This window comes from Polynucleobacter sp. MG-6-Vaara-E2 (assembly GCF_018687695.1).
Taxonomy (GTDB): Bacteria; Pseudomonadota; Gammaproteobacteria; order Burkholderiales; family Burkholderiaceae; genus Polynucleobacter.
Genome location: NZ_CP061303.1, coordinates 455661 through 471403, shown reverse-complemented (window position 1 = coordinate 471403; position 15743 = coordinate 455661). Strand labels below are relative to the sequence as shown.

At 46.2% G+C, this 15743-nt stretch carries 16 protein-coding genes; 5 read left to right on the top strand and 11 right to left on the bottom strand.

The genetic code is table 11. The features are described 5' to 3' along the window. Positions 1 to 19: 19 nt before the first annotated feature. Positions 20 to 589 (bottom strand): Fe-S cluster assembly transcription factor, encoded by a 570-nt coding sequence (locus ICV38_RS02515; protein WP_215382181.1) that lies wholly within the window; start codon positions 587 to 589, stop codon positions 20 to 22. Positions 590 to 736: 147 nt separating this feature from the next. After that, positions 737 to 2890 carry an excinuclease ABC subunit UvrB gene (gene uvrB, locus ICV38_RS02510; RefSeq protein WP_251368190.1) on the bottom strand — a complete coding sequence of 718 codons (2154 nt, stop codon included), beginning with the start codon at positions 2888 to 2890 and terminating at the stop codon, positions 737 to 739. A 159-nt stretch (positions 2891 to 3049) separates the two neighbouring features. Here uvrB and ICV38_RS02505 point away from each other — a divergent pair, with 159 nt between their 5' ends. The 5 genes from ICV38_RS02505 to ICV38_RS02485 are packed head-to-tail and all read left to right on the top strand — an operon-like array spanning position 3050 to position 7401. Next, positions 3050 to 4249 carry an amino acid aminotransferase gene (locus ICV38_RS02505; RefSeq protein ID WP_215382180.1) on the top strand — a complete coding sequence of 400 codons (1200 nt, stop codon included), beginning with the start codon at positions 3050 to 3052 and terminating at the stop codon, positions 4247 to 4249. A 41-nt stretch (positions 4250 to 4290) separates the two neighbouring features. After that, positions 4291 to 5583, top strand: coding sequence for a polyhydroxyalkanoate depolymerase (locus ICV38_RS02500; RefSeq protein ID WP_215382179.1), 1293 nt, complete (start codon positions 4291 to 4293; stop codon positions 5581 to 5583). 51 nt (positions 5584 to 5634) lie between these two features. Further along, positions 5635 to 6327, top strand: a complete 693-nt coding sequence (rsxB, locus tag ICV38_RS02495; RefSeq protein ID WP_215382178.1) for an electron transport complex subunit RsxB — start codon at positions 5635 to 5637, stop codon at positions 6325 to 6327. Further along, positions 6327 to 6983 (top strand): endonuclease III, encoded by a 657-nt coding sequence (nth, locus tag ICV38_RS02490; RefSeq protein ID WP_215382693.1) that lies wholly within the window; start codon positions 6327 to 6329, stop codon positions 6981 to 6983. The genes rsxB and nth overlap by 1 nt, the downstream gene beginning before the upstream one ends. Then, positions 6976 to 7401, top strand: a complete 426-nt coding sequence (locus tag ICV38_RS02485; protein ID WP_215382694.1) for a DUF1841 family protein — start codon at positions 6976 to 6978, stop codon at positions 7399 to 7401. The genes nth and ICV38_RS02485 overlap by 8 nt, the downstream gene beginning before the upstream one ends. Before the next feature lie 11 nt (positions 7402 to 7412). Here ICV38_RS02485 and ICV38_RS02480 read toward each other — a convergent pair whose 3' ends face one another. The 9 genes from ICV38_RS02480 to ICV38_RS02440 all read right to left on the bottom strand — a co-directional run bounded on the left by ICV38_RS02480 (position 7413) and on the right by ICV38_RS02440 (position 15599). Then, a complete protein-coding gene (locus tag ICV38_RS02480; RefSeq protein ID WP_215382177.1) occupies positions 7413 to 7814 on the bottom strand; it encodes a Zn-ribbon domain-containing OB-fold protein in 402 nt (133 codons plus the stop codon). Continuing rightward, a complete protein-coding gene (locus tag ICV38_RS02475; protein ID WP_215382176.1) occupies positions 7814 to 8983 on the bottom strand; it encodes a thiolase domain-containing protein in 1170 nt (389 codons plus the stop codon). Before ICV38_RS02475 ends, ICV38_RS02480 begins: the two co-directional genes overlap by 1 nt. A 47-nt stretch (positions 8984 to 9030) precedes the next feature. Further along, the gene (locus tag ICV38_RS02470) at positions 9031 to 10002 is read right to left on the bottom strand and encodes a tripartite tricarboxylate transporter substrate binding protein (protein WP_215382175.1); all 972 of its coding nucleotides are present in this window, start codon (positions 10000 to 10002) and stop codon (positions 9031 to 9033) included. Positions 10003 to 10004: 2 nt separating this feature from the next. Then, complete coding sequence (locus ICV38_RS02465; RefSeq protein WP_215382174.1) at positions 10005 to 10667, bottom strand: 3-oxoacid CoA-transferase subunit B; 663 nt, start codon at positions 10665 to 10667, stop codon at positions 10005 to 10007. Then, on the bottom strand, positions 10664 to 11335 hold the full coding sequence (locus tag ICV38_RS02460) for a 3-oxoacid CoA-transferase subunit A (protein WP_215382173.1): 672 nt from the start codon (positions 11333 to 11335) through the stop codon (positions 10664 to 10666). Before ICV38_RS02460 ends, ICV38_RS02465 begins: the two co-directional genes overlap by 4 nt. Positions 11336 to 11401: 66 nt before the next feature. Continuing rightward, positions 11402 to 11842, bottom strand: a complete 441-nt coding sequence (locus ICV38_RS02455; protein WP_215382172.1) for an HIT family protein — start codon at positions 11840 to 11842, stop codon at positions 11402 to 11404. Between the two features lie 104 nt (positions 11843 to 11946). Further along, a complete protein-coding gene (aceA, locus tag ICV38_RS02450; protein WP_068948029.1) occupies positions 11947 to 13245 on the bottom strand; it encodes an isocitrate lyase in 1299 nt (432 codons plus the stop codon). A gap of 259 nt (positions 13246 to 13504) precedes the next feature. Then, positions 13505 to 14371, bottom strand: coding sequence for an amidohydrolase (locus ICV38_RS02445; RefSeq protein WP_251368189.1), 867 nt, complete (start codon positions 14369 to 14371; stop codon positions 13505 to 13507). A 10-nt stretch (positions 14372 to 14381) separates the two neighbouring features. Further along, the gene (locus ICV38_RS02440) at positions 14382 to 15599 is read right to left on the bottom strand and encodes an MFS transporter (protein WP_215382691.1); all 1218 of its coding nucleotides are present in this window, start codon (positions 15597 to 15599) and stop codon (positions 14382 to 14384) included. Positions 15600 to 15743: the final 144 nt, after the last annotated feature.

Sequence of the window (15743 nt, the reverse complement as noted above, 5' to 3'; positions counted from 1 at the left end):
ACTTAGGTATTACTGCTGTTTAACTTTGCCGCGCCAAATTGAATACGGAATTGACTAAAGGCGCTTTTGGGGCAACTTCTTTTTTCGCTGCAACTGCTGATGCTATTTTTTCAGCCTTAGCGCTTTCAACTTTTATTTTCTTCTGGCGCATATCCTGGATCACTATGCCGCGACCCTCTTGTTGTTGCACCAAATCTTTCAATGTCACTGAACTGAGGTACTCAACCATTTTGAGATTGAGATTGCTCCAAAGATCGTGAGTCATACAACGGCCATGACCCTCTTCTTCGGTATGGCAGTTGCCTTTACCGCCACATTGAGTAGCGTCCAAGGGCTCATCAACTGCCACGATGATATCGGCAACGCTCACCTCTGTAGATGGACGAGCTAATGTGTATCCGCCTCCAGGACCGCGAGTACTCTCGACGATATTGAAACGGCGCAATTTGCCAAACAACTGCTCGAGGTAAGAAAGGGAAATCTTTTGTCTTTGGCTAATTCCAGCCAAAGTTACAGGACCATGCGTCTCGCGCAGGGCTAAATCAATCATTGCGGTTACTGCAAAACGACCTTTAGTTGTAAGTCTCATATGTCACCTTGGTAATGGATTGTTATGGACAGCTCATGGCCAGGTGGGTAATACCCGACCATTCCACTCAACTTTACCATAAGACCCAGCAAAATGCTCGGGAATTATCCCAAAAACCCCCTATGAAAGCTAGGAATTAAGGGGTCCTTAGACGGAGTCTCTAGACCTAGCGCCAAATGCCATTTCTTTGACTTTAGTGAGTCGATCGCGCGTACTGGCAGCCTTTTCAAACTCCAGATTTTTGGCTTCTGCGTTCATCTGCTTCTCTAAACGCTTGATTTCGTTAGATAAATCTTTCTCAGTCATATCCTCGTAGCGAGCCCGCTCTTGCTCGACCTGCATCTCTTGGCGCTTCTCTTTGACGTCATAAACGCCATCAATAATGTCTTTGATGCGTTTTTGAACCCCTTTAGGTTCAATGCCATGCAGCTTATTGAAGGCAACTTGCTTGGTCCGGCGTCGTTCAGTCTCGCCCATCGCTAAGCGCATGGAATTAGTGACCTTATCAGCATAAAGAATCGCCTTGCCGCGAACATTTCGGGCCGCGCGGCCAATCGTCTGGATTAAGGAGCGTTCAGAGCGCAGGAAGCCTTCTTTATCGGCATCCAAAATGGCCACTAAGGAAACCTCGGGGATATCCAAACCTTCGCGCAGTAAGTTAATACCTACGAGCACATCGAAGACACCCAAACGCAAGTCACGCAAAATTTCAACGCGCTCAACCGTATCAATATCAGAGTGAACATAACGCACCTTCACACCATTATCGGAAAGGTAATCTGTTAATTGTTCAGCCATGCGTTTAGTCAGCACCGTTACCAATACTCTCTCGCCTACTTTGACGCGCTCATAAATTTGACTGAGTAAATCATCCACCTGCGTGCTTGCTGGTAGCACCTCAATTTCCGGATCAACCAAACCAGTGGGTCTTGCCACTTGCTCAACCACTTGACCTTGATGCTCTTTCTCATAATCTGCAGGCGTTGCTGAAACAAAAATGGTTTGACGCATTTTGGTTTCGAACTCCGTAAATTTGAGTGGGCGGTTATCCATTGCAGATGGCAGACGGAAACCAAATTCCACCAATGTATGTTTGCGAGATTTATCGCCGTTGTACATCGCATTAAGCTGACCAATTAACACGTGACTCTCATCCAAGAACATCAATGCATCATTGGGCAAATAGTCCACTAGCGTAGGTGGCGCCTCGCCTGGAGCTGCGCCAGAGAGATGACGGGAGTAATTCTCAATCCCCTTGCAAAAACCTAATTCGTTCAGCATCTCTAGATCAAAACGGGTGCGCTGTTCTAAGCGCTGAGCCTCAACCAACTTGCCATCTTTGACAAACCCATCAAGGCGACTGCGCAATTCTTCTTTGATGGTTTCAATCGCCTTAAGAACCGTTTCACGCGGGGTGACATAGTGCGAGCTTGGGTAAACGGTGAAGCGCGGAATCTTTTGACGAATTTTTCCAGTTAGCGGATCAAAGAATTGCAAACTCTCGACCACATCATCAAATAATTCGACTCGCACTGCTAATTCATTATGTTCAGCAGGGAAGATATCGATCGTGTCGCCGCGCACTCGGAACACGCCACGCTTAAAGTCGGTTTCATTGCGGTCGTACTGCATCGCAATGAGTCTTGTCAAAATATCGCGCTGACTCATCTTGTCGCCAGGGCGCAATGTCATCACCATGCTGTGATAGTCGCCAGGATTACCAATACCGTAGATCGCAGACACAGTTGCAACAATGATGACGTCACGACGCTCTAACAAACTCTTGGTAGCCGACAAACGCATCTGCTCAATGTGTTCGTTGATCGACGAATCCTTCTCAATAAAGAGATCGCGCTGAGGCACATATGCTTCTGGCTGGTAGTAATCGTAGTAACTCACGAAGTACTCCACCGCATTTTTCGGGAAAAACTCCCTAAATTCGCTATAAAGCTGGGCAGCGAGAGTCTTATTGGGGGCAAAAATGATGGCTGGTCGCCCTGTTCTAGCGATCACATTGGCCATCGTGAAGGTCTTTCCTGACCCGGTGACCCCCAACAGCGTCTGGAAGGTCAAACCATCCTCTACCCCCTCCACTAACGCATCAATGGCACCTGGCTGATCACCTGCGGGCGGGAATGGCTGATAAAGCTGATAAGGGGAGTCCGGGAAACTCACAAACTTAGCCGGATCTAGGTCGTGCCCAACCTCACCCAAGGGGTCAGCAGCAGGGTTTTTCTGCACTTCTTTTACTTCAGATTTCGAACTATTTTTGGGTGACTTAGGGGGCATCTCGGCTATCATTTCATCTGTGAGCTTTCTTCACAGCGAATTTTGTACAAACAATGATTTTGCCGTTTTTATTTAGAAATAGTTGATTCTGACTTCAAAAACAGACAATTAAGCCCAATTTAACGTCAATTACTAGCAAAACTACCTTTAAACCCTCAATACCGACCTCAAATGACCCTGTTTACCTCAGTTCAATTAGCCCCTAAAGATCCTATTTTTGGCCTCACAGAAGCCTATGTTGCCGATCAGCGTCCTGACAAAGTAAACCTCGGTGTTGGTGTGTATTACACAGACGAAGGCAAAGTGCCTCTTTTAAAAGCGGTGATTAAAGCAGAAGAAGCCATTGTGGCTAAGCACTCACCACGCAGCTACATTCCGATCGAAGGTCCAAACCCTTACAACAGCGCAGTCCAAAATTTATTGTTTGGCGCTGACTCTGCTCTTATTAAAGATGGTCGCGTAGTCACTGCTGAATGCTTAGGTGGTACAGGAGCATTACGTGTTGGAGCAGATTTTATTAAGCGCCTTAATCTCGATGCACCTTGCGCCATTAGTAACCCAACTTGGGAAAACCATCGCGGCATTTTTGAATCTGCCGGCTTTGAAGTGGTGGAGTACACCTACTTTGATGGCAAAACTCGGGGTGTTGATTTTGATGGCATGGTGAAGTCTTTGGAATCATTCCCAAAGAACACCACCGTACTCTTGCATGCATGCTGCCACAACCCAACTGGTGCGGATATTACAGAAGCGCAATGGCGCCAAGTAATTGAGATCTGCAAGAACAAGGGCTTGATTCCTTTCTTGGATATGGCTTACCAAGGCTTTGCGGCTGGGATTGAGCAGGATGGTATTGCTGTGCGCCTCTTTGCTGAATCTGGCATGTCTTTCTTTGTATCTAGCTCTTTCTCCAAGTCATTCTCACTCTATGGTGAGCGTGTCGGCGCCTTATCTATCGTGACTCAGAGCAAAGATGAATCTACTCGCGTGCTGTCTCAATTAAAGCGCGTGATTCGCACAAACTATTCCAATCCACCAACTCATGGAGCTGCAATTGCAGCAGCTGTTTTGAATTCACCAGAGCTTCGTCAGCTCTGGGAAGATGAGTTGGCGCAGATGCGTGATCGTATTAAAGCGATGCGCCACGGTTTAGTAGAAAAATTAGCAGCTGCTGGTGTGAAGCAAGATTTTGCTTTTATCGAAAAGCAACGTGGAATGTTTTCTTACTCAGGCTTAACTGCTGAGCAAGTGGATCGCTTACAGAAAGAGGATGGCATTTATGCCCTCTCTACTGGACGCATTTGTGTGGCGGCGCTCAATACTAAAAATATTGATAAAGTTGCCAAAGCAATCGCCCGTGTATTGGCTTAAAAGAGCTTAATACGTGGCTATATAGATTTACAGGAGGTGTCATGCTTTATCAGTTACACGAATTCCAAAAAGCCTTACTTCAGCCAATAAGCTCTTGGGCACATGCTGCCTCTGAAGCTTTCATTAATGCCGCTAATCCGGCATCCAAGGTTCCAGGATCTCAGCGTTTAGCTGCTAGCTATGAACTCCTCTATCGCTTAGGTAAGGACTACAAAAAACCAGAATTTGGTATCCGCTCGGTCATGGCACATGGTCATGAAGTAGCGATTCATGAGATCACCAAAATCTCCAAGCCATTTTGCAATTTAATTCGCTTTAAACGCTTCTCAGATGATGTAGAAACCATCAAAGCTCTCAAAGAGGATCCTTCAGTGTTGGTAGTAGCACCTTTGTCTGGCCATCACTCGACCTTGTTGCGCGATACAGTGCGCACTTTATTGCAAGATCACAAGGTTTACATTACCGACTGGGTTGATGCTCGCAACGTACCAGTGAGCGAAGGTGAATTTGGCCTTGATGACTATGTTCACTACGTTCAAGAATTTATTCGCTCGATTGGTGCTGAAAATTTACATGTCATCTCCGTATGCCAACCTACCGTTCCAACCTTAGGTGCTATTTCTTTGATGGCTAGTGCTGGCGAAGCCACTCCTGCATCAATGATCATGATGGGTGGCCCAATTGATGCTCGCAAATCACCAACTGCCGTCAATAACTTAGCAGAGCAAAAATCTTACGAGTGGTTTGAGAGTCACGTGATTTACAAAGTGCCGCCATCGTATCTAGGCGCAGGTCGTCGGGTTTATCCTGGTTTCTTGCAGCACACTGGCTTTATTGCCATGAATCCACAAACTCACCTGCAATCTCATTGGGACTTCTTCCAGAACTTAGTAAAAGGTGATGAACAAGATGCGGAGTCTCATATTCGCTTTTATGATGAGTACAACGCGGTACTCGATTTAGATGCCAAGTTTTACTTGGATTCGATTAAGACTGTGTTCCAAGACTATTCATTGCCTAATGGCACCTGGGAAGTTGCTGGCAAATTAGTAAAGCCCCAAGATATTGAACAAACCGCCCTCCTCACTGTTGAAGGTGAGTTAGATGACATCTCTGGAAGCGGTCAAACTCGTGCGGCACACGGTCTATGCTCAGGCATTGCAAAAGAGAACAAGGATCATTACGAAGTCGCAGGTGCAGGTCACTATGGCATCTTCGCTGGCCGTCGTTGGCGCGACAAGGTCTATCCAAAGATCAAGTCCTTTATTCGTGAACATCAAGGTGTACACAAAAAGACCAAAGCGAGACCTCCTAAATTAGAAGGCTCTAACTAGGAACAAATCAGTGGGGGCATGAGCCCTCACTTTTTTAGACTTCTCAAAGCAATGAATACTCAACAGGCGAATGAACTTGCGAATCGCCTCGAGGATCTTCTTCCTCAAACCCAATGTACAAAATGTGGTTACCCCGATTGCAGAGGCTATGCAGAAGCTCTGGCGAGTGGCGAGGCTTTGCCAAACCGCTGCCCGCCAGGCGGTATCGAGGGCATTAAAAGACTGAGTCAAGTTTTAACACCCATTTACCCACAAGACGCATTTGATCTGCACCCCACCATCGATCCCGATTGTGGAGTAGAGCGTCCAAGGCCTGTCGCTTTCATTGATCCGCAAAAATGTATTGGCTGCACTCTTTGTATTCAGGCATGTCCAGTTGATGCCATTGTTGGTGCATCCAAACAAATGCACGTCGTACTTACCGAATGGTGTACGGGTTGTGATCTCTGTATTCCGCCATGTCCAGTTGATTGCATCAGCATGATTGATGTGACTGATCGTAAAACTGGTTGGGATGCTTGGTCTCAAGAACTAGCTGATATATCACGCAAGCGTTATCACGATCGGGAGCAACGCCTAGAGCGTGAGCAAAAAGATAATGATGAACGCTTAGCTAAAAAAGCAGAAGCTAAATTGGCAGCGGTCAACGCAGAGTACCCCACTTCAGCAGAAGAGGAAAAAGAAAAAGAGCGTAAACGTGCCATCATTGCTGCTGCGATTGCCAGGGCTCAGCAACAGAAATGATGAACCCCGAAAAACGTCGCGCTTTTTTTGAGCAACTTAAAGCCAATAACCCAAAACCCACTACCGAGCTGGAATACAGCTCGCCTTTTGAACTCTTAATTGCTGTACTACTATCAGCCCAAGCTACCGATGTATCGGTCAATAAGGGAACAAAGAAACTATTTAAGATTGCCAATACTCCTCAAGCGCTTTTAGATCTTGGCGAAAAAGGCGTACGCCCCTATATTCAACACATTGGTTTATTTAATTCCAAAGGCAAGCATATTCAAGAAACCTGCCGACTCCTCCTGGAAAAACATGGTGGCAAAGTACCTGAAACACGCGAGGAACTTGAAGCGCTACCTGGGGTTGGCAGAAAAACAGCCAACGTCATTCTCAATACCGCCTTTGGCCAACCGACGATTGCAGTAGATACCCATATCTTTCGCGTTTCTAATCGCACTGGGCTAGCACCTGGCAAAGACGTTCTCAAGGTAGAGCAGCAATTATTAAAACGAGTGCCCAAGGAATTTCTTTTAGACGCGCATCATTGGCTCATTCTTCATGGCAGATACACTTGCAAGGCACGCAACCCTGAGTGCGCTCAATGTGTTGTAGAGCCACTTTGTGGATTTAAACAAAAAACTGGTAAAGGAAAAGTTCGTGGCGATATTTAATCCAACCCGTGAAGAAGTACGACGTTTTTTCTGCGACACCTGGAAAAAGAAGACTGAAAATCACATTCTGGATCCAATGGAAACGCTTGCTAGCGATTGGATGGCTAAGCACCCTGAATATCATTCGCTACTTGCCGATCCTGAGGGCGCACTAGAGCAGAACTATACGCCAGAGCGTGGCGAGACCAATCCGTTCTTGCACTTATCGATGCACCTCTCGATTAGCGAGCAGATCTCGATCAATCAACCACCTGGCATCAAAGAGATAGCAGAAAAACTCAGTCAGAAATTAGGCTCTGAACATGAGGCCCAACACCTCATGATGGAATGCCTAGGCCAGGTGATGTGGGAAGCGCAACGTGAAGGCAAGCCATTGAGCCCCGAGAACTATCTCGAGGCCCTTAGAAAACTAGTTTAGGAAGTTACCTACTAGGCGGGCTCAAAGAGATGGGTTTTTTGCCCATCTTGTGTTTCCTGAAAGACTACTTTTACTTTTTGTCCAACACGAATTGCATCAAAATCACAATTTGTCAGATGAGTGAGTATGGAGATACCTTCATTTAAGCGAACATACGCCATCGCAAAAGGCACTTCCACGCCACGCCTCATCACGGTATAGGAATAAATCTCTCCCAGACCATCAGAGTTAACCCAAGTTGTATCGTTACTGCCGCAATGTGGGCATATCGTACGTGGGTAGTAATGAGCCTGATGACAAGCGTTGCAATGCTTTAAAACCAACTGGTTATGTTGTGCAGCTTCTAAGAAGGCTTTGTTTTCGGGATTAGCAATGGGGCTCGGCAAACGATGCTCTTGATTTAATTTGGTCATTACAGTCTCCCTAAAATTAATACCGCTGCGCCATGACGAGTGCCAAGCGCGCCACCAATACCTGAGGCCAGTGCAAACTCGAGATTAGGTACTTGGACCGCGGGATGGGCTTCACCACGCAACTGCCTTACTGCCTCAATGACTTTAGTCATACCACCGCGATTGGCAGGATGGTTATTACACAAGCCTCCGCCATCCGTATTAAAGGCCAATTTACCTTTGCCTGAAATCAATTGACCGCCTTCTACAAACTTACCGCCTTCACCCTTCTTGCAGAAGCCAAGATCCTCTAACTGAATTAATACGGTGATCGTAAAGCTGTCATAAATCGAGGCATACCGAATTTGCTCAGGCGTGAGCTTTGCTTCTTTAAACGCTAATGGTGCGGACCAAGCCAATCCTGAATAAGTCAGATCCACCTTGCCACCCATCTGCCCTTTAGTGGTTTCACCTGCGCCCATCATCGTCACAACTGGCTTGTTCAAAGTCTTTGCAATATCAGGATGCACCACTACTAGTGCACCGCCACTATCAGTCACCACACAGCAATCTGCACGATGCAATGGATCAGCAATCATTGGTGAGTTCAGAACATCTTCGACAGTCAAAACATCTTTGAGGGCAGCGTTTGGATTATGTTGCGCATGATGTGACGCGGCCACCTTAATCCAAGCGAGCTGCTCGCTAGTAGTGCCAAACTCATACATGTGACGCATGGCACACATTGCGTAGGTATTTAAAGGTGCTGGAGAATACGGTTTCTCAAATGCAAAGTCAGGGGCGCTAGCCCACTGGCTGCGCACTTGCGTTCCACTAGAGCCTTCAGATTTTGGGCGCCCAGCCAAAGTAATCAATGCTACCTTGCATTGACCTGTCGCAATTGCACGTGCAGCATGGTTTACATGGCTTAGGTAGGAGGAGCCGCCTGTATCCGTAGAATCAAGATACTTGAGTTTTTTCAATCCCAGGTAATCTGCCATCGATACAGGGCCCATGCCAGGAGCATCACCCGCACAGAAATAGCCATCGACATCATCCAGTGTCAGTCCAGCATCCAACAAAGCACCGCGAGCAACTTCAGCATGTAACTGCGCAACCGTGTGATCAGGTGCCACCCTTAATGGATGCTCATATATTCCTGCAATACAGGCATTAGATGCAAATGACATGAATCTTCCTTTGAAATTTTTGAAATACTCAATTCTTCAACAAATATTTAATCAACAGTGATATTTGACTGTGCAATCAACTTGCGCCACTTTTCGGTTTCGCTCTTAATTAATGCCGAAAATTGTTCGGGTGTTCCTGGCATTGGATCAGCACCTTGTGCGATCAGCTTATCTTTAAATTTAGGATCAGCCAAAATGCTTTGTAATTCTTTATTTAAGCGGTTACGAATATCTATCGGTAAGTTTGCAGGCGCTACAACGCCGTACCAAGTGGCCATGTCATAACCGGGCAAGCCAGATTCCGCAATGGTTGGAACACTGGGGGCCGCGGCAGAGCGCTTTGCCGTTGTTACACCCAAAGCTCTTAAGTTGCCGGCTTTCACTTGCGGCCAGCCACTCGGTAAGTTGGGGAAACTCATATCGACTTGACCAGAAATCACATCTGGCATTGCGCTACCAGTGCCTTTGTAAGGAATATGAATCATGTCAATCTTAGCCATCTTCTCAAAGAGCACCGCGGACAGATGCACGGAAGTACCACTGCCACTAGAAGCAAAAGTGAGCTTGCCTGGATTAGCCTTTGCTGCAGCAATCAATTCAGGAACAGACTTATAAGGTGAATTGACGGGCACTACTAAGATATTGGGTGCTGAAAACACACTGCCTACAGCAGTGAAATCTTTAATCGGATCGTATGGCAGATTTTTATATAGTGATGCATTGACTGCATGGCCAATCGATGGGAAATACAAGGTGTATCCATCTGAAGCTGAACGCGCCACTAACTCAGCTGCAATATTGCCATTAGCGCCTGCTTTGTTCTCAACAATGACTGGTTGGCCTAACCGAGTAGACAAACCTTCTGCTAAAGCGCGCCCTACCGTATCCGCAGAGCCACCTGGAGAAAAGCCCACGATTAAATGAATCGGTTTATTGGGGTAGGCAGTCTTCGTATCGGCAAAGCTTGAGCCAATACTAAATGAACACAATAGGAGTACGAGGAAAAATTTAGTGCGCAATTTTATTTACCTAATTTGCGCATCGGCACACCACTAAGTTCTTGTAACTCTTCAAAACTCAGACCATCTACCCAATCAATCGCGACCAAACCCTCAGGCGTAACGGCAATCGTTGCTAAGTCTGTATAAATACAATCAACCGCTTCTAGAGCAGTGAGTGGATAAGTGCATTCCATGACAAACTTCGATTCTCCGGACTTAGTAAGATGCTCCATCATCACGAAGAGCTTCTTAGCACCCAAGGCAAGATCCATGGCGCCACCAACTGCAGGAATGGCTTTAGGATCACCTGTGCGCCAGTTAGCAATATCGCCTTTAACGGAAACCTGGAAGGCTCCCAAGACACAAATATCAATATGCCCACCTCGAATCATCACGAAAGAATCAGCATGGTGACAGAGTGAAGCACCTGGCAACATGGTTACGGGTTGCTTTCCTGCATTGACCAATTCTTCATCGATCTCATGCTCTTTGGCTAATGGACCCATACCCAGTAAACCATTTTCGGAATGCATCAAGATCTCTTTATCTGCAGGTAAATAATTGCAGATCGTCATAGGCTGACCAATACCCAAGTTCACATGAGCGCCATCCGGAATATCTTGCACAATGCGCTTGGCGATATCAGCAGTAGTGCGCTTTTGGACTTTAGAGAGATCAATCATGATTTACCTCCAACAAGCACCACGCGTTTTACGAAAATGCCAGGCGTCACAATCGTTTCTGGATCCAAGGCTCCCAGCTCTACAACTTGATTGACTTGAGCAATCGTACAACGGGCTGCAGTAGCCATAACCGGACCAAAGTTGCGGCCAGTACGGTGATAGGTAAGATTACCCCAGCGATCACCTTTGTTTGCCTTAATCAAAGCGTAATCTGTTTTTATTGCAGTTTCAAAAATATGATTGACGCCATCAATCACGCGTGTGTCTTTGCCGATAGCTAATTCAGTTCCATAACCAGTAGGTGTATAGAAGCCGCCAATACCTGCCCCACCCGCACGAATACGTTCTGCAAGGGTGCCTTGTGGCACCAACTCTAATTCAATCTTGCCAGCACGATACAGGTCATCAAATGCGCCAGACTCTGGTTGACGCGGAAACGAACACACTACTTTTTTAACTTGGCCATTTCCAATCAATTTAGCAATACCAATGCCTGAATTGCCAGCATTATTACTAATGATGGTGAGGTTCTTTGCGCCCTGCTCAGCAAGTGCGTCTAATAAGTAAATGGGTAGGCCTGCACCACCAAAACCAGAAACCAAAATGGTTGAGCTATCACCAATGTCCTGCACGGCACTCGCCACGCTAGGAATGATCTTATCTATCACTACCTGTCTCCATCTATTTTTTATTATTAGCACTGCTTTTCAGCTTTTTGCTGAATTTCTACTAATTTAATGCATTTGAGAAATGGCAGCCCGAATTGCTGTAGGGAGCTCTTTAGCAAGAGTTCCTCTTGCCTCTAAAACGGATTTAGAGGTCTCTTGGGTTCTTGCAGACCATGCCGACCCTGGAAAGAAAGCATCATCTTTAAATCGTGGGATGACGTGCCAATGAATATGGGGAACCATATTGCCAAGTGCAGCCAAATTGATCTTATCCGGATCCATCACCTGACGAATGGCTTCTTCAACCGCAAATACGAGAGATAGGATGTGATCTCGCTCGCCATAAGTCAGATCAGACATCTCTGAAACATGCAGGTTCCAGATGACACGGCAAAATCCAGGAAGATCGGGATCATTTACCAAGATGACGCGACAGTAATCCCCGCGCCAAATGAGTTCACCCTCTTCGGCCTTGAGATCTTCTTTGCAGAGTACGCAATTTGTCATGTGAAGAATGTATACGAAAACGGCATCTAAGTCACCCTTGTGGGGTAATTTAGATGCCGCGGCAGTAATGGTGCTACTGCTACTACAAGACTACTTAGGGATTCTTAGTGGAACTGCTCTTCTTCAGTAGAACCGGTCAATGCAGTAACAGAAGACTTACCACCTTGGATTACGGTTGTTACATCATCAAAGTAGCCTGTACCAACTTCTTGCTGATGTGAAACGAAGGTGTAACCACGATCACGCGCAGCAAATTCTGGCTCTTGTACTTTCTCAACGTAAGCAGTCATGCCACGCTTAGAGTAGTCTTGTGCCAAGTCGTACATGTTGTACCACATAGAGTGGATACCAGCGAGAGTAATAAATTGATATTTGTAACCCATCGCGCCCAACTCACGTTGGAACTTCGCAATTGTTGCGTCATCCAAGTTTTTCTTCCAGTTGAAAGAAGGTGAGCAGTTGTAAGCCAACATCTTGCCTGGGAACTTCGCACGAATGGCTTCAGCAAATTGACGAGCAAACTCAAGATCAGGAGTGCCTGTCTCACACCAAACCATATCAGCGTATGCAGCATATGCCAAACCACGTGAGATCGCTTGATCCAAGCCTTTGCGTGTTTTGTAGAAGCCTTCTGGAGTGCGTTCGCCAGTCAAGAATGGCTTGTCGTTCTCATCGTAGTCAGAAGTTAACAAGTCAGCAGCTTCAGCGTCAGTACGAGCCAAGATGATCGTTGGAACGCCCATTACGTCAGCAGCCAAACGGGCAGAGATCAATTTCTGCACAGACTCAGTGGTTGGCAATAACACTTTGCCACCCAAGTGACCGCACTTCTTCACGGAAGATAATTGGTCTTCGAAGTGAACGCCAGCAGCACCCTGCTTGATCAATGCTTTACTCAATTCAAATGCATTCAATACACCACCGAAACCTGCTTCAGCATCCGCAACGATTGGAGCAAAGTACTCGATATAACCAGGATCGCCCTTGTTAATTCCTTTGGCAGTTTGAATTTCATCAGCACGCTGGAATGAGTTGTTAATACGCTCAACCATCTTAGGTACTGAATCTACTGGATACAAAGATTGATCTGGATACATTGCTGCATAAGAGTTGCCATCAGCAGCAACTTGCCAGCCGGATAAGTAAATTGCTTGGATACCAGCTTTAACTTGTTGCATTGCTTGACCACCAGTCAAAGCACCTAAACAGTTAACGTAGGCTTCGTTATTAACCAACTCCCAAAGACGCTCTGCACCATGCTTAGCCAATGTGTGCTCAATCTTCAATGAGCCACGAAGACGTACTACATCCTCAGCTGTGTAGCCACGAGTAATACCTTTCCAACGTGGATTGGTATCCCAGTCTTTTTGTAGTGCTGCGATTTCTGCTTTGCGATCTGCCATGTTTCTCTCCCTAAGTTAAACAAGTACTTCAAATTTGAGGACCTTTAAGACGAATTTAAGTCTTATGTCTTATATAAGAGTTTAGAGAGTTAAAAAATCTGAGCAAGTGAAATACCCATCCTTTTTGAAATTATTTAACTGATTAAATTCAGTTACTTAGGGGTATTATTTTGCAATATGAAATGTGTATTCATTTCATGCAATCAATCCAAGCACTACATGCTGCGCTACATTTTACGCAGTGTAATGTCGTTTCATATTATGAAAAATATAGGCGCTGTGGATTGGCACAAAGGATTTGATTGCGGGCCACCTCGTCTGGCGCATACAAAGCCAAGCTTTCCAGCATCTGCGCAACCCTAGGCATGATTCCCCAATTGGCGACGTGTGGCCAATCAGAGCCCCAGATGCATCGATCTGGAGCGGCTGCAATTAAGGCCTTGGCATAAGGAACTACATCTTCATAAGGCGGAGGTTCATCCGTTAATCGATAAGCTCCAGATACTTTTACCCACGCCCTTTCTTGCACGAGCTCACGCAAGGCTTGAAAGCCAGGTGACTGCAAGCTAACAGATGTGCGCAGATATCCCATGTGATCGATGACTAATGTGGATTGCAACTTTTGCATTCGCGGCATCAAAGTTGGCAAATCATTTGCATCGAGCAAAAATTGGATATGCCAGCCCCAATCTTTCGCCAAGGCATCACACTCCTCTAACTTAGAGATGTCTAAACCGCCCCCTGAGAACATGAGGTTCATGCGAATACCCACTACACCGGCATCTTTCATTCTTTGATAGTAAGCATCTGACTGGCTCAGCAATGGCACTGCTACCCCACGCAATCTTTGTGGGTGCCGCTCAAGCACTTTCAGCATTGGCTCATTGTCTTGACCGTTAACGCTCACTTGTATCAACACGCCATAGGTCATGCCGACTTCATCAAGCATGCGAATGTAATGATTCTCCGTTGCTTCTGGGGAGGTATAGGAGCGATTAGGTACAAAGCTTGCGGCACTAATCACATGCGCATGGGTATCGACCGCACCTAGAGGAACTTTAAAAGGAAAAGGACCGCTCTGATGTTCAGGCGGTCCTGGGCAAAACGGAATTTCTACTTCTGACACGCAATACCAATCAGTTTGCTTGTAATTCTCGTCCTCGAGTTTCTGGGAGGATCACTGCAGCAACAAAGAAGACTCCATAAGCAATCACAGCAAAGATCGCAATTGCCATTGCCAAGCCATATTGAGCAGAGAAGTATCCAACTAATGCTGGAAACAATGCGCCAATACCACGACCAAAGTTATAGCAAAAGCCTTGGCCAGATCCACGCAAGCGAGTTGGGAACAACTCCGTCAAAAATGCACCCATGCCAGAGAAGTAGCCGCTGGCAAAGAATCCCAATGGGAAACCAAGCCACATCATCATCTCGTTCGTAATTTCTAATTGGGTATAAGCCAGCACTAAAACGATTGCACCGAGTGAGAAAGTCATAAACAACTTACGACGTCCAAAACGGTCAGCCATCCATGCACCAAACAAATACCCAACAAAACTACCAACAATCAAAAATGCCAAGTAACCAGTAGAACCCACTACAGTTAACTTACGTTCTGCTTTTAAGAAAGTAGGCACCCAAGTAGTAATTGCGTAGTAACCACCTTGCGCACCCATGGTAAGCAATGAAGCCAAGATCGTGGTTTTTAAAATACCGGGCTTGAAGATTTCCAAAATAGATGGTGAGTCACCTGCTGCTGCAACTTTTTCGCGGGCCACTTTTGCAATTTCTGGCTCATCAACATGGCGACGAATATAGAGCAAGAGCAATGCTGGGAAGAAGCCAACGACAAACATTGCACGCCACGCCATATCTGCTGGCAACAAGCTAAACATAATGGCCTGCAAGAGCACAGCTGCGCCCCAACCTACAGCCCATGCAGATTGCACGGTGCCCACTGCACGACCACGATATTCAGCGCGAATGGTTTCACCCATCAATACCGCACCTGCTGCCCACTCACCACCAAAACCAAAACCCAAGAGAGCACGAGCAATCATCAGTTGATTAAAGTCTTGTGTAAAAGCGCAGATCAAGCTAAAGCTTGAGAACCACAGAATAGTAAATTGCAATGTACGTACACGGCCAATACGATCGGCTAAGTAGCCTGCAAACCAACCACCAAAAGCAGAAGCCAGCAGCGTGCCGGTTACCGCAAGACCAGCCATTCCTCGATCAACCTGCCATACTGCAATAATGGTGCCAATGACTAAGGGATAGATCATGAAGTCCATGCCATCCAAGGCCCAACCTAAGAAGCAACCCCAAAAGGTTTTCTTCTCTTTGGGGTTCATGACCTTATAAAAACCGGTCAGACTGGTATCTGTATGTTGACTCACTTTGTCTCCTTTTATTTTTAGGCTTTAAATTAATGAATGAGTAGCATCTTTATAACCCAAATATTCTGCCCGCAGGGCAAATTAGAGAAAACCCCTAAG

Bases quoted from the DNA above. Each gene is read 5' to 3' on its own strand.
- rsxB (WP_215382178.1), top strand. From the start codon at position 5,635: ATGAATACTCAACAGGCGAATGAACTTGCGAATCGCCTCGAGGATCTT.
- ICV38_RS02440 (WP_215382691.1), bottom strand. From the start codon at position 15,599: ATGAACCCCAAAGAGAAGAAAACCTTTTGGGGTTGCTTCTTAGGTTGG.
- ICV38_RS02515 (WP_215382181.1), bottom strand. From the start codon at position 589: ATGAGACTTACAACTAAAGGTCGTTTTGCAGTAACCGCAATGATTGAT.
- ICV38_RS02505 (WP_215382180.1), top strand. From the start codon at position 3,050: ATGACCCTGTTTACCTCAGTTCAATTAGCCCCTAAAGATCCTATTTTT.
- ICV38_RS02500 (WP_215382179.1), top strand. From the start codon at position 4,291: ATGCTTTATCAGTTACACGAATTCCAAAAAGCCTTACTTCAGCCAATA.
- ICV38_RS02455 (WP_215382172.1), bottom strand. From the start codon at position 11,842: ATGACAAATTGCGTACTCTGCAAAGAAGATCTCAAGGCCGAAGAGGGT.
- aceA (WP_068948029.1), bottom strand. From the start codon at position 13,245: ATGGCAGATCGCAAAGCAGAAATCGCAGCACTACAAAAAGACTGGGAT.
- ICV38_RS02475 (WP_215382176.1), bottom strand. From the start codon at position 8,983: ATGTCATTTGCATCTAATGCCTGTATTGCAGGAATATATGAGCATCCA.
- nth (WP_215382693.1), top strand. From the start codon at position 6,327: ATGAACCCCGAAAAACGTCGCGCTTTTTTTGAGCAACTTAAAGCCAAT.
- uvrB (WP_251368190.1), bottom strand. From the start codon at position 2,890: ATGATAGCCGAGATGCCCCCTAAGTCACCCAAAAATAGTTCGAAATCT.
- ICV38_RS02465 (WP_215382174.1), bottom strand. From the start codon at position 10,667: ATGATTGATCTCTCTAAAGTCCAAAAGCGCACTACTGCTGATATCGCC.
- ICV38_RS02480 (WP_215382177.1), bottom strand. From the start codon at position 7,814: ATGACCAAATTAAATCAAGAGCATCGTTTGCCGAGCCCCATTGCTAAT.